16 protein-coding genes, 4 tRNA genes, 1 rRNA gene and 1 pseudogene are annotated in these 23,530 nt (G+C 35.9%); 12 read left to right on the top strand and 10 right to left on the bottom strand.

Annotated features, from left to right (window positions below; all coding sequences use genetic code 11):
- The first annotated feature begins 15 nt into the window (after positions 1-15).
- A 5S ribosomal RNA gene (gene rrf / locus PSA_RS00110) occupies positions 16-130 on the top strand.
- Positions 131-584: 454 nt separating this feature from the next.
- Here the strand turns inward: rrf and PSA_RS00105 are convergent.
- The 6 genes from PSA_RS00105 to orn all read right to left on the bottom strand — a co-directional run bounded on the left by PSA_RS00105 (position 585) and on the right by orn (position 3,714).
- Complete coding sequence (locus PSA_RS00105; protein ID WP_042152104.1) at positions 585-2,399, bottom strand: sodium:proton antiporter; 1,815 nt, start codon at positions 2,397-2,399, stop codon at positions 585-587.
- A 143-nt stretch (positions 2,400-2,542) separates the two neighbouring features.
- Positions 2,543-2,618: transfer RNA gene (locus tag PSA_RS00100), tRNA-Gly, on the bottom strand.
- Positions 2,619-2,665: 47 nt separating this feature from the next.
- A tRNA-Gly gene (locus tag PSA_RS00095) sits at positions 2,666-2,741 on the bottom strand.
- Positions 2,742-2,787: 46 nt separating this feature from the next.
- Positions 2,788-2,863 (bottom strand) — tRNA-Gly (locus PSA_RS00090).
- A gap of 46 nt (positions 2,864-2,909) precedes the next feature.
- Positions 2,910-2,985: transfer RNA gene (locus PSA_RS00085), tRNA-Gly, on the bottom strand.
- Between the two features lie 183 nt (positions 2,986-3,168).
- Positions 3,169-3,714, bottom strand: coding sequence for an oligoribonuclease (gene orn, locus PSA_RS00080; protein WP_042152111.1), 546 nt, complete (start codon positions 3,712-3,714; stop codon positions 3,169-3,171).
- A 121-nt stretch (positions 3,715-3,835) separates the two neighbouring features.
- Here orn and rsgA point away from each other — a divergent pair, with 121 nt between their 5' ends.
- Positions 3,836-4,903, top strand: coding sequence for a small ribosomal subunit biogenesis GTPase RsgA (gene rsgA / locus PSA_RS00075; protein WP_042152114.1), 1,068 nt, complete (start codon positions 3,836-3,838; stop codon positions 4,901-4,903).
- Positions 4,904-4,925: 22 nt separating this feature from the next.
- Complete coding sequence (gene asd / locus PSA_RS00070) at positions 4,926-5,792, top strand: archaetidylserine decarboxylase (RefSeq protein ID WP_042152117.1); 867 nt, start codon at positions 4,926-4,928, stop codon at positions 5,790-5,792.
- Positions 5,793-5,843: 51 nt separating this feature from the next.
- Here asd and PSA_RS00065 read toward each other — a convergent pair whose 3' ends face one another.
- Both PSA_RS00065 and PSA_RS00060 read right to left on the bottom strand, forming a co-directional pair.
- Positions 5,844-8,549, bottom strand: coding sequence for a PKD domain-containing protein (locus tag PSA_RS00065; RefSeq protein WP_052380239.1), 2,706 nt, complete (start codon positions 8,547-8,549; stop codon positions 5,844-5,846).
- A 173-nt stretch (positions 8,550-8,722) separates the two neighbouring features.
- Positions 8,723-10,519: an acyl-CoA dehydrogenase C-terminal domain-containing protein gene (locus PSA_RS00060; RefSeq protein WP_042152119.1), complete on the bottom strand. Its 1,797-nt coding sequence runs from the start codon at positions 10,517-10,519 to the stop codon at positions 8,723-8,725.
- A 248-nt stretch (positions 10,520-10,767) separates the two neighbouring features.
- Here PSA_RS00060 and PSA_RS00055 point away from each other — a divergent pair.
- A pseudogene (locus tag PSA_RS00055) lies at positions 10,768-11,178 on the top strand (cupin domain-containing protein); the annotation flags it as partial.
- Between the two features lie 233 nt (positions 11,179-11,411).
- Here the strand turns inward: PSA_RS00055 and PSA_RS00050 are convergent.
- A complete protein-coding gene (locus PSA_RS00050) occupies positions 11,412-13,439 on the bottom strand; it encodes a methyl-accepting chemotaxis protein (RefSeq protein WP_042152204.1) in 2,028 nt (675 codons plus the stop codon).
- Between the two features lie 86 nt (positions 13,440-13,525).
- Here PSA_RS00050 and PSA_RS00045 point away from each other — a divergent pair, with 86 nt between their 5' ends.
- Entirely contained in the window at positions 13,526-14,317 is a 792-nt protein-coding gene (locus tag PSA_RS00045; protein WP_042152126.1) for a hypothetical protein, read from the top strand.
- A 92-nt stretch (positions 14,318-14,409) separates the two neighbouring features.
- On the opposite strand, the gene metJ is transcribed toward PSA_RS00045, so the two are convergent.
- Positions 14,410-14,736 carry a met regulon transcriptional regulator MetJ gene (gene metJ / locus PSA_RS00040; protein ID WP_042152129.1) on the bottom strand — a complete coding sequence of 109 codons (327 nt, stop codon included), beginning with the start codon at positions 14,734-14,736 and terminating at the stop codon, positions 14,410-14,412.
- Between the two features lie 247 nt (positions 14,737-14,983).
- Between metJ and metB the strand changes: the two genes are divergently transcribed.
- From metB to alr, 7 genes are all read left to right on the top strand, one after another.
- Positions 14,984-16,159, top strand: a complete 1,176-nt coding sequence (gene metB, locus PSA_RS00035) for a cystathionine gamma-synthase (RefSeq protein ID WP_042152131.1) — start codon at positions 14,984-14,986, stop codon at positions 16,157-16,159.
- Positions 16,160-16,244: 85 nt separating this feature from the next.
- Positions 16,245-18,605 carry a bifunctional aspartate kinase/homoserine dehydrogenase II gene (metL, locus tag PSA_RS00030; protein ID WP_042152134.1) on the top strand — a complete coding sequence of 787 codons (2,361 nt, stop codon included), beginning with the start codon at positions 16,245-16,247 and terminating at the stop codon, positions 18,603-18,605.
- 234 nt (positions 18,606-18,839) lie between these two features.
- Complete coding sequence (locus tag PSA_RS00025; RefSeq protein WP_042152137.1) at positions 18,840-19,394, top strand: RNA polymerase sigma factor; 555 nt, start codon at positions 18,840-18,842, stop codon at positions 19,392-19,394.
- The gene (locus PSA_RS00020) at positions 19,384-19,875 is read left to right on the top strand and encodes a hypothetical protein (protein WP_042152140.1); all 492 of its coding nucleotides are present in this window, start codon (positions 19,384-19,386) and stop codon (positions 19,873-19,875) included. Before PSA_RS00025 ends, PSA_RS00020 begins: the two co-directional genes overlap by 11 nt.
- 16 nt (positions 19,876-19,891) lie before the next feature.
- Entirely contained in the window at positions 19,892-20,833 is a 942-nt protein-coding gene (locus PSA_RS00015) for a DUF4097 family beta strand repeat-containing protein (RefSeq protein ID WP_042152207.1), read from the top strand.
- A gap of 127 nt (positions 20,834-20,960) precedes the next feature.
- Positions 20,961-22,370 carry a replicative DNA helicase gene (gene dnaB / locus PSA_RS00010; RefSeq protein WP_042152143.1) on the top strand — a complete coding sequence of 470 codons (1,410 nt, stop codon included), beginning with the start codon at positions 20,961-20,963 and terminating at the stop codon, positions 22,368-22,370.
- A gap of 18 nt (positions 22,371-22,388) precedes the next feature.
- A complete protein-coding gene (alr, locus tag PSA_RS00005) occupies positions 22,389-23,465 on the top strand; it encodes an alanine racemase (RefSeq protein WP_042152146.1) in 1,077 nt (358 codons plus the stop codon).
- The last annotated feature ends 65 nt before the right edge of the window (positions 23,466-23,530 follow it).

Genomic DNA, 23,530 nt, shown 5'->3' with positions numbered 1-23,530 from the left:
AATCAACAGATTTTGCTTGGTGACAATAGCGTTTTGGACCCACCTGATCCCATGCCGAACTCAGAAGTGAAACGAAACAGCGCCGATGATAGTGTGGGGTTTCCCATGTGAAAGTAGGACATCGCCAGGCTCCTAATTAAAGAAAGCCGATACAGAAATGTATCGGCTTTTTTGCTTTTTATAATTTAAAAATATTGTGTTAGCTGGCATCGCCAGGCTTACCCTCATAATTTCAGTAAAAAGCCTAACTCATTGAGTTGGGATTTTCGCGTTTTAGAGTCTAATATTATTCAGACTAAAGATGCCAATACATCAGGCTCCACTCTCATAATCACAAGAAAGCCGATACAGAAATGTATCGGCTTTTTTGTTTTGTGGGATTTAGATATTAATTACGAGTAACCTAATCGCGGCTAAAGCCCCGCCTACGTTTATACCTCACCAACATCATTTCAGTAAAGCTTCGTTGTGCCTGCATGGATTCAGGTATTTAAGTCTACTCTGGCGCTATAACTTGTACTCTTAAAAATTTATCCGAATTTATATTAGAACACTAACTTAATAGTGTTGGCATGGCTGTATAGCTATCCCATATCTTTTAATACTGACATTTTATATGGTTGCATAGCAACAACCATTTCACCTGCTATTGGCTTTTCCAGTTGAGGTGTGAATGGACTTAATTGTCCGATTGTATTTATTAAAAATAATGGCACAGCTTCTTTATTTACTTCTAAATAATTATCCCAGGTAAACTCTTCTGAGATTCGAGTTGTACTTACCTTACCTCCTTTGGCAATTAAATCGCTTAATCGCGTAAAAGTGGCTGTATTATCTTGGGTATTATTTATAAATAATATTTGTCTCGAAAGAAAGGTCGCACTGTCTTTATTTGCTTTAGAGTGCACAGTTGATGATTTTAATGAAAATACATTTTTTTCTTTGATAAGGTGTGAAAAGTATTGCACTCCAATGGCGTTATTGTGTCTATTAGGTGATAGTGCTAATACGGTTTTTATATCTGTCATTGGCAAGTATCTTTCTGCATGTTCAGATTGTGGGTTTCCGTAATAACAGGGTAAGCCGCTCATTCTGGCTATTTTACAATTTTCCCAGGCAGGATCAGATAAATAGATATTAATATTCTGTTCTTTGAGTGCAATCGCTATCGCTCTTGATACATGATTTGCACCAATAATTAAAATAGTTGAAGGTTCTGGTCTATGCATTTTTAATAATTTAACAAGTGGTAGAGCTGTCAAGCTTTGAAGAATTACTGTAACAATAATTACTGTAAATATAAGAGGCACTATTTTATCAGCATCCTTTACTCCTTGCTCAGCCATACTTAATGAGAAAACAGAACCAACTGCTGCAGCGACAATACCCCTAGGTGAAATCCAAGCTAAGATCATTCGCCCTTTGATCGAAATATCTGATTTAAAGGTCGAGACAATAATACAGAATGGGCGAGCAATAAATAATACGATTACTAGGAATACCATCACTGTAGGACCTAGCAATAACAACTCAGACAAACTTAGCCTAGATGCCAGTAGAATAAATAAGCCTGAAATTAAGATCATTGATAAATCTTCTTTAAATTCTAGAATAGCGTCTAGTTCCAAGTCATCTTGATTTGCAAGCCATATTCCAAAGACTGTTACGGCTAAAAGCCCTGATTCATGACTTAGATAGTTAGAAAGTGAGAAAACAAATAAAACGAATGCAAGGACTGTAAATTTTTGCAACTCATAAGGGATCCAATCTTTTCTAAAGATTAAAGTGGTAAGCCAACCAGCAAAGGCACCAAGAGATAAACCGATTGCTAGTGTTGCGCTTAACTGTAGTAATGTATGACTTAACGCATCTGTTGGTCCTGCAAACTTTACGGCTTCAAATACGAGTACTGCAAATAAAGCACCGATAGGATCAATTACAATACCTTCCCAGCGTAGTATTCGATCAACTTCTATGCTTGGTCTCATTATATTAAGTAATGGCGTTATCACAGTCGGTCCTGTAACAACCAATACAGCACCTAAAACTGCAGAGACACGCCAATCTAAACCTAGTAGCCAAAAACTGCTTAGAGCGATAATAATAAAGGTTGTGAGCATACCAATAGAGCACAAGTTTCTTACAACTTTTCCTATGCCTTTAAGCTCTCTAAAGTGTAGCGTAAGAGCACCTTCAAATAAAATAATCGCAACAGAAAGAGAGATTACAGGAAACAATAAATTACCTAGTAATTCGTCTGGCTTTAATATTGAAAAAACAGGACCTAGTAGTAAGCCTATTAATAATAAAAATAAAATGGCAGGAACTTTAAATACCCAAGCAAGCCATTGAGCAAAAACTGAAAATAGTGCTATTGCTGCAATATATATCGCTGTCATAAATACTAATGCTCCATTAAGTTTTGTTCTTAACGAAGTAAGTATATGTGCTGAAAATAAAATCGCGAATATTAGATTTTAAAAATTGAGATTATTTTAAATAGAAGTCTTTATTTTATATAGACAATATAGAGGTGAAATTTTGGAGCGGTACACGAGGCTCGAACTCGTGACCTCGACCTTGGCAAGGTCGCGCTCTACCAGCTGAGCTAGTACCGCATCACATAATTCATTTTATGGCAGTTGAATAAAACTGTTTTCGAATTTGGAGCGGTACACGAGGCTCGAACTCGTGACCTCGACCTTGGCAAGGTCGCGCTCTACCAGCTGAGCTAGTACCGCATCAAATAATTCATTTTAGACAGTTGAATAAAACTGTTTGTAAATTTGGAGCGGTACACGAGGCTCGAACTCGTGACCTCGACCTTGGCAAGGTCGCGCTCTACCAGCTGAGCTAGTACCGCATCACATAACTCATTTTAGACAGTTGAATAAAACTGTTTTTAAATTTGGAGCGGTACACGAGGCTCGAACTCGTGACCTCGACCTTGGCAAGGTCGCGCTCTACCAGCTGAGCTAGTACCGCATCACATTTAGAACATTTTTTAAGAGCTGGCGCGACTTTGTCGCAACTAACGCTTTAGCAGCTGAACTAATACTGCATCACATCTTACATGCCATGTTAAGAAAACGCCCCGTAGGTTGTTGTCCTAAGCGGGGCGAGATATTACTTGATATGATTTTTTTTGCAAGTTTTTTGTTTAAAAAATTACAAATTAAAAAATTCTGTACGATAAACCTTCAATTCCATAATGGATTCGCGGATATCTTCTAAGGCTAAGTGTTCACCTTTTTTCTTCACCTTTTTCAAAACTTCAGGTTTCCATCGTCGAGCAAGCTCTTTTATTGTGCTTACATCTAAGTTTCGATAATGGAAAAAATCTTCAAGCGTAGGCATGTAAACATTCATAAAACGTCTATCTTGGCCTATTGAATTACCACACATTGGAGAAGCACCCTTAGGTACCCACTTTTCTAAAAAAGCTTGGGTTTGATCTATTGCATCTTGCTCTGAGTACTTACTTGCTTTACATCGATCAGTTAAACCAGACTTACCATGCTGGTTTACACACCAAGGATCCATGTTATCAAGCAACTCATTACTTTGGTGAATTGCAATTACTGGGCCTTCAGCCAATATATTTAGCTCACCATCTGTTACAATAGTGGCAATTTCCAATATTTTGTCTGTACGTGGCTCTAAACCTGTCATTTCAAGGTCAAGCCAGATTAAATTAGATTCATGAAAAGACATAAATTACCTTAGCGGTGCTTTCCTTTCGATTTTAAGCAATTAGTTATATCATAATACGCTTCTGGTATGGATTAAACGATTTTTTTTAAAGCAATCCAATTTATTAAGTTATAGGCTAAATGTGACAAAACGAAAGAAATTGAGTAAAGGTCAGTCAAGACGCATAAAAGAAAACCATCAAAAGCGTTTAAAAACGGCTAATACTGCAACAGAAAATACTGAAAATAAATCTCAGACTCAGTGGCAAACTGATAACTTAGGTGCCATAGAGTCGGCTATTGTGATCAGTCGTTTTGGTCAACATGCTGACATTGAAACTACCGACAAAGAAATCTTAAGATGTAATATCCGTCGTACAGTCAGTAATATAGTGTGTGGTGATAATGTTTATTTTCGTCGTGCTAAGGTAAGTCAAGGTGACTTAGCTGGCGTAATTGAAACTGTAGATGAGCGAACAAGCCAATTAACACGTCCTGATTTTTATGATGGCGTAAAAGTTGTTGCAGCTAATGTAGATCAGATTTTAATGGTTTCAGCTGTATTGCCTGAATTTACACCTAGCATCATAGATCGATATCTCGTTGCATGTGAAGATATGGGTATAAAACCGATATTAATTTTAAATAAAGTTGATTTACTAGACGATGACACTTTAGCTGAGGTGCAAAGCGTATTAGATATTTATCGTGGTATTGGCTATCAAGTATATTTAGTCAGTAATAAAACGGGTGAAGGCATCGATGGCATAAAATCTTTATTGGTTGATAAAAATAGTATTTTTGTTGGTCAAAGTGGTGTTGGCAAATCAACATTAGTAAATACGCTATTACCTGAATCTAATATATTAACTAAAGACGTTTCTGAAAATAGTGGTTTAGGTCAGCATACAACAACAGTATCGCGTTTACATCACTTGCCATCTGGCGGTAATTTAATTGATTCGCCAGGGATCCGGGAATTTGGTTTATGGCACTTAGAGCCTGATCGTGTCACTTGGTGCTTTAAAGAGTTTAGAGAATATTTAGGTGGTTGTAAGTTCAGAGACTGTAAACACTTAAAAGATCCAGGCTGTTTAATTCAAGAGGCGTTAGCTGAAGGTAAAATCTCACAGTTGAGATTTGATAATTACCACAGAATATTAGAATCTATGCAAGAAGGGCGTGCAGGCGCTCGTGCACCGAGAGTATAAAATAATAATTAGGAATACGTTTGTGAGTTTAGATAAATTTAAAATTGCAATGCAGTATGCAATGCCAAAACACTTAGTATCACGTGCTGTAGGCAAGTTAGCAGAAGCGGAAGCTGGTGCATTAACAACAACATTAATTAAAGCTTTTATTAAACAATATCAAATTGATATGACAGAAGCGCAATATGAAGAAGCGAGTCATTACAAAAGCTTTAATGAGTTTTTCACGCGTCCTTTAAAAGATGGTTTGCGCCCAATTGCGATGGAAGAAAATATTATTGCTCATCCTGTAGATGGTAAGATCAGTCAGTTAGGTGATATTCAAGATGATCGTTTGATCCAAGCTAAAGGTCATGACTTTAGTCTGCAAACATTACTCGGTGGTGAAGAACAAACAGCTGCCCCTTTTCAAGGTGGTAAATTTGCAACTATCTATTTAGCACCTAAAGATTATCATCGTATACATATGCCAATAGATGGCACTTTAAAGCAAATGATATATGTACCAGGTGATTTATTTTCAGTAAACCCACTAACGGCACAAAATGTACCAAATTTATTTGCAAGAAATGAACGTGTAGTTGCTATTTTTGATACTGAAATTGGCCCACTTGCTATGGTATTAGTGGGTGCAACAATTGTAGCAAGTATAGAAACAATTTGGTCAGGTACAGTAACACCGCCAGCAGGTAAAAAAGTATTTAGCTGGGATTACCCAACTGAAGGCGATAATAAAATTAGCTTGAAGAAAGGTGATGAAATGGGGCGTTTTAAGCTAGGTTCTACGGTTATTTTAGCTTGGCCACAACAAGCTGCTGACTTCTTAACGGGTCAAATCCCAGAGACAGTGACAAGAATGGGCCAACCATTCGCTAAAATTACCAAATAGGTCATATTAAATAACAAAAAATGGGGTAAGTGCTACCCCATTTTTATATTGCTAGCTCCTTACCTTTCTAATACCCAGTAAAACTAATATTAAGTAAAATAGTGAGCCACCAGAGCTTTGTTTTGCTTCAGGTTCAGGAATCGGCTCTGGAATTACAGCATCAGACACTGTGACTTCTTTAGTTATAACTGATACTTGGTTATGTTCATCCGTTACTGTTAAGGTGGCAGAATAACTACCTGCATTTTCATATTTATGTTCAACTGTGATTAAATCAGAGTTTTTTGAATCACCAAAATCCCAAGAATAAGTTAATGTTTCGCTATCCAAATCGGTAGTCGTAGATGCGTCAAACTGACAGGTTTTTTCAGAGCAACTAGTCGTAATCATTGCAGTTGGTTTTAAGTATTCGGTTATTTCAAAATCAACAGACTTTTCAGTTGTTAATCCCATTGAATTGGTAACACTAAAGTTTACTTTATAATTCCCAAGTGTCGGTAAAATAAAACTAGCTTCTTTATTTGAGCTACTTCTTCCGTCTTCTAGTTGCCATAAATAACTCATATCACTTTCAGTTGCAGAAAAAGTACATTTAGCACCTGTACAGTTTATGTTTAAGTCGCCAGTTGGTTTATTTAATTGTATTGTTACCTCTTTAGTTACAGTTGATATTTGATTATGTTCATCTGTTACCGTTAGGGTGACTGAATAATTACCTTCATTTTCATAGTTATGCTCTGGTGTAATTGAATCTGAACTAGCTGAATCGCCAAAATCCCATGAATATGTTAGTGCTTTACTATCTAGATCTGTAGTTGCAGAGGCGTCAAACTGACAAGTATTGTCAGTGCAACTATTGGTAAATATGACGATTGGTTTTAAGTATTCGGTTATATCAAAATCAACGGACTTTTCAGTTTTTAACCCAATTGTGTTTGTGATGCTAAAGTTTACTTTATAGCTACCGAGTGTCGGAAATATAAAGCTAGCCTCTTGATTTGAACTATATCTACCGTCTTCGAGTTGCCACAAATAACTCATATCGCTTTCATTCGCTGAAAAAGTACATTTAGCACCTTTACAATTTATTTTAGTGTCGCCAGTTGGCTTTATTAATTTCAGCGTTTTAGCTGTCACAGGACCCAAGCTAGCATCGTCATCTTCAGCGCGAAAATATAATGTTATTTGATCATTGTGTACCATGCTTTTATCTATGCGAGCAGTAAAAGTTTCTCTGCTACTATCTGTATCACCATCCTTCACTTCTGCTTGTAAAGTATTTTCTTCATCAAGGTAGTCACCTACACTATAAAAAACGCTTTTAATATTATGTGTTGGCTCCATTTCACTTTCTGAAGTAGGGATTTTATTACCTTGTTTATCTTTAACTGCCTTACTAGAGCCTCCAGATGAACTAAACCTTTCATCAGTTGCTAATACATCAACTTCTATATAACTATCAGTCACATTAGTAATTTTGATAGATTCAATATCAGGACCCGAAGTCATCAAATAAGGCGCTTCAACTACTTTGGCTGCGTAAAGTAAAGCTTTTAGATTATCTGGTCTAATTTTATTTTCATAGATATTACATTGCTGAAAAAAAGCAGTGCCGAGTTCAAATGTAATATGTGCTATGCCTAGTTCGCCATAAGCTAAATTATCAGAAGTGCCATCTGTAGGGTATAAACCGACAGACTGCATGGGGTCGTAACCATTGAAAAAAGCGAGCTTGCGTCCTAAGGCTTTTAGGCCTTTGTTATTTGGTGCTAACGTTTCACTATGCCCAAAAGGCCACAAAATTAACTCACTATAACTATGTATGTCTAAATAGAGCCCTTTAGTATCGACTGGAGCTGCATCTGTATCATTATCGCCTCGTACATCCGGATATATAGATCTTATGTAAGTTTCAAGTGAGGACACTTCAGGTTCAGAACCCGCAGAAGCTCCTCGATAAGTTTGATTACATTCATTACCACTAGAGCCACCTTGAACTGTATTCCAACCGAATGAAAAATTTCGATTTAAATCAACACCAACTGTTCCAAAATTACAGTGATTTTCATTAACATTTTTTCTCTGGGATACACCTGTTTCGGCAATTTTTCTGCCATCAGGGTTGGTTTGAAATAAAATATGAATTTGGTGACGATTTAAAATCCAATTAATATCAGGATCTGATTCAAAATTATTGAGTAAGGTTTTAGCGAAATCTAAAGTCAATGCGGCTGTAGTGTATTCTCTAGCGTGCATAGCGCTTTGTATGAAAAGTATTGGTGGATCTACTAAGTCTTTATTACCAATTTTTAAAACTTTTAAATCGTAGCCATCGCCCCCATTATGTTTTTGCCAAGAATCACCAATGTCTATCCATTGAGCATAGTGTGGATATTGGTTTATAAGCTTATCCGCTTCAGAGAATGTTTCTTCTACGGTTGCATAACAGCTAAAACCAGGGATCCCTGAAGTTTGATTATTATTATTTAGAGTGAGTTTTTTTATCTCACTGAGCTTTTTTTGCCATTGTTGAGTTGCAGGAGTAAGTTGTATGCCTTTATTTTCTAACAAAGAAACTTCATGTTCATTAAGTTCTAATAATAAACCATCTTTTTCAGTGGCAAGTAATGCATGATGGAAGCTAATTTTAGTCTTTATTTCATGTTGTTTATCTTTAAATTCAGCAAGGTAAACAGATGGGGAATTATCCGCTAAAGCGATCGTTGAGGCAAAAATTAAACTGCTTAAAAATGCCATGGTATTTCCTTATTATTAAAGTGTATGGCTCATTAATAAGTTAATACTTTGGTGAAATAATGTCTATGGGTTATGTAAACATTTGTGAAGCAAAAAATGTACAGTAGAATTGATTATTAATAATAAACTGATGAGCAATATTAATTGCCCATCAAAGAAATTTAAAGCGCTGTCTAAAAAATAAAATCTTCACTATCTAATGCCATAAGCGAATCGGCACCGTTTAATATGCAAGCTATATGACCTTTAGCTCTAGGTAACATGCGCTGGAAATAAAATTGTGCAGTTTTAATTTTAGCTTGGTAGAATTTTGTATCTTCTGAACCATCAGCTAATTTTTGTTGTGCCGTTTTAGCCATACGAGCCCAAAAGTAAGCTAAAGTAACATAACCTGAAAACATTAAATAATCGACAGATGCTGCACCAATCTCATCTGGATTTGTCATTGCTTTTTCACCGATTGTTTGGGTTATTTTTTGCCATTGTTCTAGGTTTTTTAAGATTGGATTTATGAATTCAGCCATATGTTCGTCAGCTGAGTTTTCTTTGCAAAATGGTAAAACCTCAGCAGCAAATGCTTCTAATAATTTACCTTTAGACCCTAGTACTTTACGTGCTAATAAATCGAGTGCTTGAATACCTGTCGTGCCTTCATATAAACAGCTTATTTTGGTATCTCGCATGATTTGTTCCATGCCCCATTCTTTTATAAAGCCATGGCCACCATAAACTTGCACACCATGACTAGCACACTCCATGCCCATTTCAGTTAAGAATGCTTTAGCGATTGGCGTTAATAAAGCAAGTTTATCATTCGCGTTTACTTTTACTGTTTGATCTTTTTCTGCGTGAGTTGTATCAACTAGCTGGCCTAAATAGCCAATTAAAGCGCGACCACCTTCGGCAATAGACTTTTGAGTAAGTAGCATACGACGTACATCAGGGTGAACAATAATAGGATCTGCATTACCGTCAGGATTTTTAGCTCCAGATAATGAGCGCATTTGTAATCTATCTTTTGCATAAGCAACAGAGCCTTGGAATGCAAGTTCTGCAGCGGCAACACCTTCCATTGCAACACCTAAACGTGCCGAATTCATAAAAGTAAACATGCAGTTTAAACCGCGATTCTCTTCACCGATTAAATAACCTTTTGCGTTATCAAAATTAATTACACAGGTTGCATTAGCATTGATCCCCATTTTATGTTCTATAGAGCCACAGGCAACTTGGTTGCGATCTTGTTTTTGGCCGTCATCACTTACATTAAATTTAGGCACAATAAATAATGAAATACCTTTTACACCTTTTGGTGCGTTAGGCGTGCGTGCTAAAACTATGTGCACTATGTTGTCAGATAAATCATGTTCACCAGCCGAAATAAAAATTTTAGAGCCTGTAATAGCATAGCTACCATCTTCATTCGGCTCAGCTTTTGTGCGTAACATGCCTAAATCTGTACCACAGTGAGCTTCAGTTAAACACATAGTGCCTGTCCACTCACCAGAGACTAAGTTAGGCATAAACATCTGTTTTTGTAGCTCGGAGCCATGATCTTCTAATGTAGCAATCGCACCATGACTTAAACCTGGATACATGGCAAAGCTATGGTTTGCCGTTGACATCATCTCAGCAACTGCATTATTAAGTGAATGAGGTAAACCTTGGCCACCGAAGTCGACATCTTGAGATAATGTTGGCCATCCACCTTCTACATACTGATCATAAGCATCTTTAAATCCATCAGGTGTTGTTACTTCACCTTCATTCCAAGTACAGCCTTGTTGATCACCAATTTGATTTAATGGTGCTATGACTTGCTCTGTAAATTTACTTGCCTCAACTAAAATCGCATCAATCATATCTGGAGTGGCATCTTCATAACCGAGTTTTTCATAATGGGCTTCGCAATTTAATAATTCTTGCATAACAAATTTAGTATCACGAAGTGGTGCTTTATATTCCGGCATTGTGCTATCTCCAAATAAAATGTTATTAATTTAGTATTATAATTTACTGGTCGGATGAGTTTATTGTGTTTGATTAAAGCATGAACACAATCAAAATAAAAGCGTTAAATGTCATCTAAAAAGCATAACTTTGATCTTAATTACCTTTGGAAATGCACTAACTTGATATCATTTTTTAAATTTTTTATGGTATGTAACTATGCTTCAACTTAACTTAAACTAGCTGACCCCCTCAGGTTTTTTTATCTATTTATTGGCAAAAAAAACCATTAGTCATACGCTAAGGTTTTAAGGATTTTCAAGATTTTTTATCACCTGATGAGTTAGCTGGATTAGCCTGTGACGATTATGTTGAGTCGCGCATTGTTTCTCAAAAAAAATTTATGGCACGCCGAGTTTGGTCCTTATATAGATCTTTATGATGTATTCCAAGGTTCTGGACATCGTCGTTGGTGTGTAGGTGATAAAGGCGATTATAAAGAATTTGCAGCATATGAGGCTTTATTGTATACCGAATCATTTGAATCCATTATAGATGTAGAGTTATTTCCTGGCGACATATTATATATTTCGCCGGGCTTTCCTCATGAGGGAATCACTTTAGAAGAATCAATGAGTTTCTCTGTGGGGTATCTACTTCCTCAGCCAAAGATATGATCAGATTAATTTAGATGAAAAATACGCTCAATTTATACCTTTATTATGTAATAACCAAGTTTTGACATTTAAGATGTTAAAGCCATTATTAAAACACCATTATTTAATTGAGAGTTTACTTTGTTGGCTTAATTTAGGTTATTGGTATTTTGATGAATAAAGGATATTTTGATTCAGTGTTTAAAAATAAGTAAGGCGCTTACTTAATTGCAAGCGCGCTACATTTTTATCGTAGTTACAGTTTAAATTGATTTACGCTTTCATTTAAACCTGAAGCTAAATTATTTAAATCACTTGCTTCACTAGCAAGCTCATTAGCATGTTCTGATGTATTATTTACTAAGTCATTAATTGCATTCAAACTCGTATTAATATCTTCAGCAACCAAAGTTTGTTGTTCAGTCGCAGTGGCAATTTGATGACTCTGATCTTGTACAGTTGCTACTGAATTACTTATTGCAGTAAGCGAGGCTAATACATCTTGAGTCTGTGTTACTGAGCTTTCAGCTTGATCTTTACCCTCTTGCATCATTGTTGAAGCTTGCTGCGCTATTTGTTGCAACTTATTGATCATATTGCGAATATCGTCAGTAGACTCTTGTGTTCTGCTTGCAAGAGAGCGTACTTCATCAGCAACTACCGCAAATCCTCTACCTTGTTCGCCTGCTCTTGCAGCTTCAATGGCTGCGTTAAGTGCCAGTAAATTTGTTTGATCTGCAATGCTGTTTATCACATCAACAACAGCACCAATATTTCCTGACTCTTGTTCTAAGCCAGATACAATTTGCGATGCTTCACCGATATGAGAAGCTAAAGAGGTCATAGCCGTTTGAGCATCATTAGATATATCTGTACCGACCTTAGTAAGGTTTTGAACCTCTGCAGCTGCTGAGTTTGTTTCTTGTGCGTTGCGTGAAATTTCTAATACAGTAGAAGCCATTTCAGTTACAGCAGTACTGACACTATCCACTTGCTCCTTTTCTTGCTGTATTTCACTGTTGGTTTCATAAGACACTTGACTTAAATGTTCAGATGCAACGCCAACTTGCTCAGCTTGACTGGCTGTTTTTAGCAATAATGTATGCAGTTTAGTGATAAAGCTATTCATATGAGATGCTAATTGGCCAACTTCATCAGTGCGATTCATGTCAATTTTTTTAGTTAAGTCACCGTCACCTGAGGCAATATCTCGCATCACATGCGTTAAATCACTAATCGGTTTACTGATCATCTGTGTCGCCCAAAAAATAACAGCTGCGATAATTAATAAAATAACCAGCACACCCATACTAGTAGTGAATACAGCTTGCTTAACAGGTTCTTCAATTAACTTCATTGGTACTAATAATCCAACGTACCAATCAAGAACTGGCTTCTCAAGTTGTAAGCGACGATAAACAACATAATACTCTTCGCCTTTAAAAGTCACTATATTCGTGCCGTTCAGGTTATTTTTCATTTCAGAGTTTAGTTGTTTAAATCCAGAGGTATTATCAAATTGTGTTTCGAGTGCATCTAATCCTTCTTTGCCTCTTTCACTTTCATCTGTAATGGATAGTTGATGTTGTGTTTTTTTCGATAAGTGAACAACTTTTTGTTGATTATCTAATAAAAAGCCAAAGCCTTTATTGTTGAAATTAATATCTTCAATCATGTCAGCGATTTTGTTTAACTGAAGATCAACACCAGCAACCCCCACTAATTTGTTATTTGGACTATAAACTGGTTGTTGAACAACTGCAGAAACATTACCCGTTGTTAAATCAACTGATAAAGCACCAACGTAAAGGCTATTAATTTGCATGGCTTCTTGCCACCAACCTCGTTTATAGGCGTAATAGGGCTGGCCGTTATAGAAGGTGGTTCGCTCATTTTCTTTAAAATACTCACCTGTTATGCCTGAGGCAAAAAATGCAGATAAAATATTATCGTCATTGCCACTAATACGCACCATATCTTGGTTTACAGCATCATAACCGTCGGAAAGCGCTAAATCACTTTCTCTGGCTGTCCAATTTTCAAACCAGTTAACTAAGTATGGATTTGTTACGAATGTTTCTACAATCTTGCCATATTGAGCAAAATAAGATTCGATGGATTGTTGTTCTGATTGAACATATTGTTTTGCTTCACTCTCGATTGAGCTACGAGATAAAGAAGCAATATGATTTACTAAAAAGCATGAAGCCATTATAAGTAGCACTGCAATCGTGCCACCAATCAAAAAGAGAATTTTTTTCCGAATAGATAAGTTTTGGATCATAATTAACATAACAGTACAACGAGAATTAGATAGTGGTAATATAATCATATATCCCTTAAAACTGCTAGTATATTGATGGAATGTTAATGGAAAATAAGCCCGTAAATGTTGTTATTTTAGGTTCTGGGTGGCTTGGTAGTAAATTAAGTACCAATTTACAACAGATTGGAGTTATTACCCAAGAGACTTGCCGCTCAAAAAAATTAGCAAATGAAAAGCAGATCCATTACTTTAATGTAAATAATCAAAATGACTTAGAGCACAATATTAGTTTAGAGGGAGCATATTGGGTGTGTTGTATCACACCAAGAGATAACTATATCGAGAGTTTAAACCAGGCGATTGATCTTGCAATAAAACTTAAAATGAAAGGTTTTTTATTATGTTCTTCAACGGGTATTTATCCAAATGCACCAGTTGAATATAATGAATTAAGCACATTAACTTTAGTTACAGAGCGCCAAAAGTTGCTTAATCAAGCAGAGCAAAAAGTTTTACAGTTAGCAGATTTAGGTAAGGTTGTACGTTTAGCTGGGTTAATTGGTCCTAAACGTCATCCTGGTAAGTTTGTATCTGGTAAACATCTAAAAAGTAGCGCTTTGGCGGCGGTTAATATGGTTCATCAAACAGATGTAATGGCTGGTATTATTTGTTTATTAAAACAATGGCAAACACCAAAACAGCTTTTTAATCTAGTCAGTCCTGATCATCCAACAAAACAAGAATTTTACCAACAAGCCTGCTTACAATTAGAAGTAAAAGCCCCGACTTATTCGTTAAATACGGTTGAGAATAGAATTATTGATGGTAGCAAAATAACTCAATTAGAATTTGAATATCAATATACGTGCTTATTTAAAGCCATGGAAAATTGCTAAATCTGAATTATTCGCATAAAAAAGCCAATTAAAATTAATTGGCTTTTTATTATATGGACATAATATTTTAGTTTAGCTAAAGCTGAAAATAATTAATCTTCATCTTCCATAAAGGGTAATTCTAAACCCATTTCAGTCATTATCTTTTTAACTTCAGCTGGAATGTGATCTGGATTATCTTTTTTCAGATCTTCATCATTGGGTAGCGGCTGTCCAGTAAATGCATGTAAAAATGCTTCACACAGTAATTCACTGTTTGTTGCATGACGCAAGTTATTTACTTGTCGACGTGTTCTTTCGTCAGTAAGTACTTTTAAAACACTTAATGGAATCGAAACAGTTATTTTTTTAACTAACTCTGATTTTTTACCATGTTCTGCGTATGGGTGAACATATTCACCATTCCATTTTGTTGCCATATACTTAAATTGCCTTTTATTCAAACCGCGCTTTTGTTGTCGAGCTAAATTATACTAATCTGACTAGTCTAATAGAACTACTTTATGTAATTTTAATTGTTTTATTGACCCGAAATTTTATCTATTTATCTAAGATAGTCAAATTTAAGATGTTTAGCTATTTAGATGGATAAAAGTTTTGACTTCCCAAACTTATTGAATTAACCTTTTGGACGTCTAAACATCTAATTGGTTGTAGGTATTAAAAATGACTCAAGTAAAAAAAGCAACAACAGCTGTACGAAAAGGCATCGAAGCAGATAAACATCACGGTGCAGTGGTTCCGCCTCTTTATTTATCAACTACTTATTCATTTGCTGACTTTGATAAAAAGCGTGCTTACGATTATGGACGCAGCGGCAATCCAACAAGAGACATTCTTGCTGAAACTTTAGCTGAATTAGAAGGTGGAGAAAAAGGCATTATTACTGCAACAGGAATGGCTGCAGTTCATTTAATTACACAACTATTATCATCTAAAGATACTTTAGTGATCCCACACGACTGCTATGGTGGTAGCTACCGTTTATTCACAAGTTTAGAAAAACGCGGTTTATTAAAATTAAAAATCGTTAACTTCACATTAGATGCAAGTTTTGATGAAATTCTTAATATCAAACCTAAAGTTATATGGATAGAAACACCAAGTAACCCGTTATTACGTTTAACAGATATCAGTAAAGTGGTTGCAACCGCTAAGCAGTGCGGTGCATTAGTTGCAGCCGACAATACATTTTTATCACCTGCATTACAAAATCCATTAGAATTAGGTGTAGATATTGTTGTGCATTCAACAACTAAATACATTAATGGGCACTCTGACGTTGTTGGCGGAGCTGTAATCGCTAAAACAGCAGAGTTAGGTGCTGAGCTTGCTTGGTGGGCAAATAATATCGGTATTACAGGTGCGCCATTTGATAGCTACCTGACTTTACGTGGTATTCGCACATTAAATGTGAGAATTAAACAGCATGAGCTAAATGCGATGGCTGTTGCTGAGTATCTAGAAAAAAGCCCATATGTTGATCAAGTTTATTACCCAGGTTTAAAATCTCATCCACAACATGAACTCGCTAAAAAACAACAAAAAGGTTTTGGCGGTATGGTGAGTTTTGATATTAAAGGTGATATTAACGACTCAGCAAAATTCTTAACAAGTGTTGAGCAATTTACTTTAGCGGAATCCTTAGGTGGTGTTGAAAGCCTAATTTGTCATCCTGCAACTATGACTCATGCAGGTATGGATGAAACCGCAAGATTAGAAGCGGGTGTTGGCGATACAATGATCCGAGTTTCAGTGGGAATTGAAGATGTTCAAGATTTAATAAATGATTTAGAACGTACTTTTGTAGCAACAAAACCCGGTGTAGGTTCAAAATCTTAAGAATCTAAATTACACTGTAAATGATATAAATATTGCAAATGTTAAGTGCTTAACTTCTGCTAATGAAGCTATTTGGTAAATTGAAATGAATAAATCAGTACATAAATTTGGTGGCTCTAGCCTAAGTTCTGCAGCGCGATATCATGCGGTAGCGAATATTATAATTAGTCATTGTCAATTAGGTGACTCAATTGTAGTTTCTGCTGCAGGTAAAACGACAAATACACTTGTTAAGCTATGGCAGTGTTATCAGCAAAATGATGTACAAGGCATTTGCGATGTTGTTAAATTATTAAAAAACCATCAAGTAGAATTGATAAGTGAACTGTTAATTGATGAGCAACAAGTTCATGCGTTAGATAAATTAAATATTGAGTTAGATGCAATAACTCAATTAGCACAACAAAATAAGTTAATAGAAGCACAGCTTTTAGCGCATGGTGAAGTATGGTCTTCAAGGCTATTAGCGCAATATTTAACGCAGCTAGATTATAAAGCGCAATCTTTTGATGCCAGAGATTTACTGTTATTAAAAGATGGCCAGCTTCAGCATGAAATTAATCAAAAAAGTTGTGAAGTTTTAAATGCACAGCAATTTAATGTAGTGACGGGTTTTATTGCTAAAGATATTGATGGCGAAACTGTTACTTTAGGGCGAAATGGTAGTGACTATAGCGCAACATTAATCGCACGTTATTGTAATGCGCAAAGTGTGACTATTTGGACTGATACCAAAGGTGTTTACAGTACTGATCCAAGAAAAGTTAAACATGCTATAAAATATTCAAAAGTGTGCCGAGAGCAAGCAAATCTATTGGCAAGATTAGGCAATCCTGTACTTCATGCTAAAACATTAACCCCACTAAAAGAAACCGATATTAAGCTAGTTGTTAGAAGCAGCTTTGATAGTCATAGTAGTTGTACGGAAATCGTTAAAAAAGGTAGCGCAAAACAAAAGTACTTCTTAACAACTCTAGATAATCATGACTTGGTGAAAATAGAAGAATTAGCAGATGGAGAAATTGGGGAGCTAAGCCAGCTTATTCAGCATAGTTTGCATCACTTTGACCTTGATGGTGATACTTATTTATTAATTCCGGCATCTTATACCCATACAGTGATTAATCATTTATCAGGGCGTGCAAATTTAATTGAATCTAACTTGTTTGGTTTAGGCATTGTTTGTCCAAACTCAGTTGCACAGCAATTAACAGAGCAAGCAAGTAAACTGCTGCAAAAATATAATATTAATGTGCGTTTTGCCTTTTCTCAAAAAGACCTTTTAGGTAATGAGTATGGCTTAGTATTGTGTGAACAAGCGTTTGATACTGATTTATTAACTGTGCTACATGATGAACTCATTAGCGACTCTCAAGAGCTAGCAGTTATTGTTGCTGGCCTTGGCAATGTTGGTGCAACCTTTATTGAGCAGTTAGAACAGCAACTAATATGTTTAAATCAACTGATCCCAGTAAAACTAGTAGGCTTAGTGCGTAGCAAAAATATGCTATTCAATACAGATGGTATCGTTTTATCTGATTGGCAATCACAGTGGCAAAATACAGCTGTGAGTTATGAAAAAGAAACACTGATTAATCAACTAGAGCAGTTAGATTACGAGCATAAAGTGGTTATTGATATAACTGCTAGCGAAGAGTTTAGTTTGTTGTATCCTGATTTTGTATCGCAAGATTGTCACTTGATCAGTGCTAATAAATACGCAGGTACTGCGCAAACTACTTGGTATGATAGTTTAAGAGAAAAACTGTCTGAGCGTAATTTAAAGTGGCGATACAATACAAGTGTGGGTGCAGGCTTACCAATTAACTTTGCATTAAACGACTTACAACACTCAGGTGATAAAATTGGGCGTTTGTCTGGTGTTTTCTCTGGTACTTTATCTTGGTTGTGTTGTGAGTATGATGGTGCAGCACCTTTCTCAGAGCTATTATTACAAGCAAAAGGTATGGGGTATACTGAGCCAGATCCAAGAGAAGATTTATCTGGTCGAGATGTACAACGTAAATTACTTATCCTTGCAAGGGAAGTGGGTTTATCGCTAGATTTAGATGATATTGAGCTCACACCTATGATGCCACTAGAATTAGCCCAAGGTGATTGGCAGTCATTTTTAAATAAACGAGATGTACTTGATGTTTATATGGATGAAAAGCTATCAAATGCTGCAAAAGATAACTTAGTACTGAGATATGTTGCTGAACTTAACCTAACAGAAAATAAACTGATTGCTAAAGTTGGATTATCAGCCGTTGCTAAAGACGATCCTTTAGCAACATTAAAAGCGGGTGATAATATTTTTGTAATAAAGAGTCAGTGGTACCAAGAAAATGCACTTGTTATTCAAGGCCCTGGTGCCGGTAAAGAAGTAACAGCAGCAGGTATCCATTCTGATTTATACTGGTTAACTAATTCTTTAGTAAAGTAATTTTAGACTTTTAAAAGAATTAATTACTTTTAAAAATAAATTAATGCGATTAATGTACTCACTCAATAATTATTTATTGCTGGGTTATTAGTCGCATTTTTGTTTTTAAGAATGATGTTTTAAAAAATAATTTATTTTTGTTTAAACCTTTTCCTACCAAGCAAGCGTCTAATACATTAAAGCAACTTAATACGTTATAAAAAATAATTCAAGGGACTATTTGGGTGACTTTAAATGTTAATTAAAGCCGAGCAAAGGTTTGCCGCAGTACAAGAAGATCAATTGATTGCTTCTGTACAGCAAGGCGATAGATCTGCTTTCGAACAACTTTATAATCAATATATTAGTAGGGTATATGCGTTATGTTTACGTTTAACCGCTGATAAATCAACAGCTGAAGATGCATCACAAGAAGTGTTTGTTCAATTGTGGCAAAAAATTGCAAACTTTGATGGTAAGTCAAAATTTTCAACTTGGCTACACAGTGTGACGGCAAATATCACGATTAGCTATATCCGAAAGCAAAAAAGCTGGTTGCAAAAAGTCGTTAGTACTGAAGATGCAGGCATGGATGAACAAGCGATTGAAGACGAACACGACTTAAATGGCTTAGATAAGTTGATATTACGATTACCAGAACGAGCAAGAATGGTATTTGTATTGTATGCCGTAGAGGGTTATCGCCATGAAGAGATTGCAACTATTTTGAATATGGCAGTTGGCTCAAGCAAAGCGCAATATCATCGCGCACGTAATTTATTAAAGGAGTGGTATGAAGATGAGCAATAAAGATTTTGATAATTTCTTAAAACACTCTTTAGAAAAGATGCCTGAAGAAATTCAGCCTAAAAAAGATTTATGGCAAGGGATAGATCGTGCAATAGATTTTAACGATAAACCTAAAGCAAATAATCATTTTACAAAGCTGTCTGTTATAGCAGCATGTTTTGCAGCGGTACTGTTAAGCATTAATTTTTTATCTAATACACAAGTAACACCTCAAGCTATTGAGATAAATAATGTGGCTTCAATGAGTCAGTTATTTGAAACAGAGAAACAAGCGCTTTTAGTGCAATATCAAGAAAAACCAGCGTTAACAGATGATTGGCAATCTCAGTTAGATGACTTAGAGCAAGCTGAAACGGCAATTAAACAAGCCTTAAAAAATGAGCCGCAAAATTCGACATTATTACGAATGCTAGCGCAAGTATATAGACAGCAGTTGGAGCTGATTAATCGAGTGCACCAACCAAAATGGCAACAGATTTAGGAGAATAATCATGACAATGAAATTAATAGCGATAGCACTTTTAAGTATCTCAAGTACCTTTGCATTTGCAGGTGAAAAAATAGATGAAACATTATCTGTTTCAAGTAATGGCAAAGTGATCATAGAAAATCAACGTGGTGATGTTCAAATTAAGGGTTGGAACAAGTCCGAAGTTAAAGTAACAGGTGAGTTAGATGATAAAGCTTTGGATTATGAATTTAAAAGTTCAGGTAACCGCACTATTTTTAAAGTGAAAATGCCAAGAAAAATGCGAAGCTGGAATTCAGGAGAAGGTTCTAATTTAGTGATCCATGTGCCAATTAATAGCGATTTAGATTTTGAGGGTGTTAATGTCAATGTTGATATTTCTCAAGTGGAAGGTGGCTCAGACATTGAAACTGTTAATGGTAATATATCAGCCCATAAATTAGCGGGTAAAATAAATTTAACAACTGTAAATGGTGGCATTAGATCTAAAGCGTTAGGTGGAAAAATACATTATGAAACAGTGAATGGCAGTATTCATGATACAGATTCTCAAGGACGTTTACGTTTTAATGCAGTAAATGGTGATATTGAAACTAAAACACAAGCTGAAGATATTAGAATTGAAAATGTAAATGGCGAAATAGAGTTACACGCAGACTCAATTCAGCGATTAGATATCAGTACTGTAAATGGCGAGTTAGATTTATCTATTCCAAGCTTTTCAAATAATGCGAGAGTGCAAATAGAAACTGTGAGCGGCAATGTACAATTAAATTTATCAGAAAAAGCATCTGCAAAATTTGAAATTGAATCTCATGCTGGTGGTAAAATTAGAAATAGCTTAACTGGGGATAAAGTAAATAAACCTAAATATGGACCTTCAAGCTCATTAGAGTTTGAAATGTTAGGTGGTAAAGCAGATATTGAAATAGATACAATTAGTGGCCGTATTAATCTTAAGGCACTATAAACTCGCTTTAAAATCACATAAAAAAAGCTGAGCTTAGCTCAGCTTTTTTTATTGAGTTAAAATTTTAGTATTAACTGATAATCAGAGTCGATAGAATAGTCATATTAGAAGTTATTAGTATGATGAAATGGCAAAGTTCGAAAAGTCTCAAAAATTTGAAAAGCAATTTGATAAACAAATTGATACTTTAAAAATTCCTCCGCATTCCATTGAAGCAGAGCAGTCTGTTTTAGGTGGTCTAATGCTAGATAATGAAGCATGGGATCGCGTAGCAGAACGTGTTGTTGGCAAAGATTTTTATACCCGTACGCATAAGTTTATTTTTGAGGCAATGGAAAAACTGGTTGATTTACATCAGCCGATAGATTTAATTACCATTTCTGAAACGTTAGAAAAAAATAATCAACTTGAAGGCATAGGTGGTTTTGCTTATTTAGGTGAAATTGCTAAAAACACCCCTAGTGCTGCCAATATTTCAGCCTATGCGGATATCGTACGTGAACGTGCTGTTGTACGTGAAATGATAGGCGTAGCTAACGAAATTGCTGAAGCAGGTTTTAATCCTGAAGGTAGAGAAAGTCATGAACTATTAGATTTAGCCGAAAGTAAGGTATTTAAAATTGCTGAATCTCGCACTAAAAGCAGTGATGGCCCACAAAGTATTCATACCATTCTAGAAAAAACAGTAGATAAAATAGAAGAGTTATATCAATCACCTCAAGACGGTATTACGGGCATCAGTTCTGGTTATTCTGATTTAGATAAAATGACCTGTGGTTTTCAAAATTCAGATTTAATTATAGTAGCAGCACGTCCATCTATGGGTAAAACAACCTTTGCAATGAATATTGCTGAGCATGCTGCAATGACCCAAGATAAGCCTGTCATTATCTTTTCACTAGAGATGCCGTCAGAACAAATCATGATGCGTATGCTAGCTTCACTAGGCCGTATCAACCAAACAAAAGTAAGAACTGGTCAATTAGACGATGATGATTGGGCGCGTTTATCATCCACTATGGGTTTACTTATTGAAAAAGGTAAAATGTTTGTTGATGATTCTTCAGGTTTAACGCCTACTGAGTTGCGTTCTCGTGCTAGACGTATTGCACGAGATCATGATGGTGTTAGCATGATCATGGTCGATTACCTGCAATTAATGAAAGTGCCAAGCCTTGCGGATAACCGTACCCTAGAAATTGGTGAAATATCTCGTTCATTAAAAGCCCTAGCAAAAGAACTTGAATGCCCGGTTGTTGCGCTCTCTCAGCTTAACCGTACACTAGAGCAAAGAGCTGATAAACGTCCAATTAACTCAGATTTACGTGAGTCAGGTTCAATCGAGCAGGATGCCGATTTAATCATGTTTATATACCGTGATGAAGTTTATAACGAAGACTCCGCTGATAAAGGCGTAGCTGAAATTATTTTAGGTAAACAGCGTAACGGTCCAATTGGACGTGTACGCTTAACTTTCCAAGGTCAATTCTCTCGATTTGATAACTATGCTGGTCCTGCAATGGACGATGACTATTAATTTAAAAAGAGTAATTAAATGCGTTTAGCTACCGCAGAAATAAATCTAACGGCATTAAGTCATAACCTTAAAAAAGTACGTGAGTTTGCACCAAATAGTAAAACCATGGCTGTTCTTAAAGCGAATGCTTATGGTCATGGCTTGGTGCAAATTGCACAAAACTTAAATGAAGCTGACGCATTTGCAGTTGCTAGGATTGATGAAGCTTTGGCATTACGTGCTGGTGGCCTTGTTAAGCCAATTGTTTTATTAGAGGGTTTTTTTGATAAAACAGATTTACCAATTTTATTGGCAAATAACTTTCAAACAATTGTTCATAATGAAACGCAATTAAAAGATATCGAATCTTGTGATTTGGATGGGCAATTAACCGTTTGGCTTAAAATTGATACAGGCATGCATCGACTCGGTATTATGCCATCTCAATTTAGAAATTTTTACCAAAGGTTAACTGAAAGCAAAAATGTAAAACCTGATATTAAGCTAATGACGCATTTTGCATGTGCTGACGATATTACAAATTCAATGACTCAAGTTCAGTTAAAGTTATTTGAAGCCATAACAAAGCAAGTGAAAGAACAAACTTGTTTAGCTAATTCTGCTGGTATTATTGGTTGGCAGCAAAGTCATGGAGATTGGATTAGGCCAGGTCTGATGATATATGGTGTATCACCTATGTTAGAGAAATCAGGTGCAGATCATGGTTTAAAGCCTGTTATGTGTTTAAAAACCCGCTTGATTGAGATTAAACGTATTAACAAAGGTGAATCAACCGGTTATGGTGCTAACTGGGTCAGTACTAAAGACACTTATTTAGGCATTATTGCGATGGGCTACGGTGATGGGTATCCACGTCATGCGCAAACTGGCACACCAGTAATGGTTAACGGTCGTAAAGTGCCTTTAGTCGGGCGTGTATCTATGGACATGATTACAATTGACTTAGGTGATGTTTTACAAGATAAAGTCGCAGATGAAGTAATACTATGGGGCCCTGAATTACCCGTTGAAGTAATCGCTAAACATGCTGAAACTATCCCATATGAACTTTTATGTAATATTACACCCAGAGTTGATTATAAATATGTTGAGTAAACCTTGAGTTTAATGTCAATCACCTTGTAGTGTAATAACAAGCTTTCTAGCACCACCGTGATCTC

The sequence above is a fragment of the Pseudoalteromonas sp. '520P1 No. 423' genome, from assembly GCF_001269985.1.
In the GTDB taxonomy this organism is placed as follows: domain Bacteria; phylum Pseudomonadota; class Gammaproteobacteria; order Enterobacterales; family Alteromonadaceae; genus Pseudoalteromonas.
The sequence above is the reverse complement of the archived record's forward strand: the minus strand, read 5'-3'. Positions and strand labels throughout refer to the sequence as shown.

Bases quoted from the DNA above. Each gene is read 5' to 3' on its own strand.
- metB (WP_042152131.1), top strand. From the start codon at position 14,984: ATGACTCAAGTAAAAAAAGCAACAACAGCTGTACGAAAAGGCATCGAA.
- alr (WP_042152146.1), top strand. From the start codon at position 22,389: ATGCGTTTAGCTACCGCAGAAATAAATCTAACGGCATTAAGTCATAAC.
- PSA_RS00020 (WP_042152140.1), top strand. From the start codon at position 19,384: ATGAGCAATAAAGATTTTGATAATTTCTTAAAACACTCTTTAGAAAAG.
- dnaB (WP_042152143.1), top strand. From the start codon at position 20,961: ATGGCAAAGTTCGAAAAGTCTCAAAAATTTGAAAAGCAATTTGATAAA.
- PSA_RS00060 (WP_042152119.1), bottom strand. From the start codon at position 10,519: ATGCCGGAATATAAAGCACCACTTCGTGATACTAAATTTGTTATGCAA.
- orn (WP_042152111.1), bottom strand. From the start codon at position 3,714: ATGTCTTTTCATGAATCTAATTTAATCTGGCTTGACCTTGAAATGACA.
- metJ (WP_042152129.1), bottom strand. From the start codon at position 14,736: ATGGCAACAAAATGGAATGGTGAATATGTTCACCCATACGCAGAACAT.
- PSA_RS00015 (WP_042152207.1), top strand. From the start codon at position 19,892: ATGAAATTAATAGCGATAGCACTTTTAAGTATCTCAAGTACCTTTGCA.
- metL (WP_042152134.1), top strand. From the start codon at position 16,245: ATGAATAAATCAGTACATAAATTTGGTGGCTCTAGCCTAAGTTCTGCA.
- PSA_RS00050 (WP_042152204.1), bottom strand. From the start codon at position 13,439: ATGATCCAAAACTTATCTATTCGGAAAAAAATTCTCTTTTTGATTGGT.
- PSA_RS00065 (WP_052380239.1), bottom strand. From the start codon at position 8,549: ATGGCATTTTTAAGCAGTTTAATTTTTGCCTCAACGATCGCTTTAGCG.
- PSA_RS00045 (WP_042152126.1), top strand. From the start codon at position 13,526: ATGGAAAATAAGCCCGTAAATGTTGTTATTTTAGGTTCTGGGTGGCTT.
- PSA_RS00105 (WP_042152104.1), bottom strand. From the start codon at position 2,399: ATGACAGCGATATATATTGCAGCAATAGCACTATTTTCAGTTTTTGCT.
- PSA_RS00025 (WP_042152137.1), top strand. From the start codon at position 18,840: ATGTTAATTAAAGCCGAGCAAAGGTTTGCCGCAGTACAAGAAGATCAA.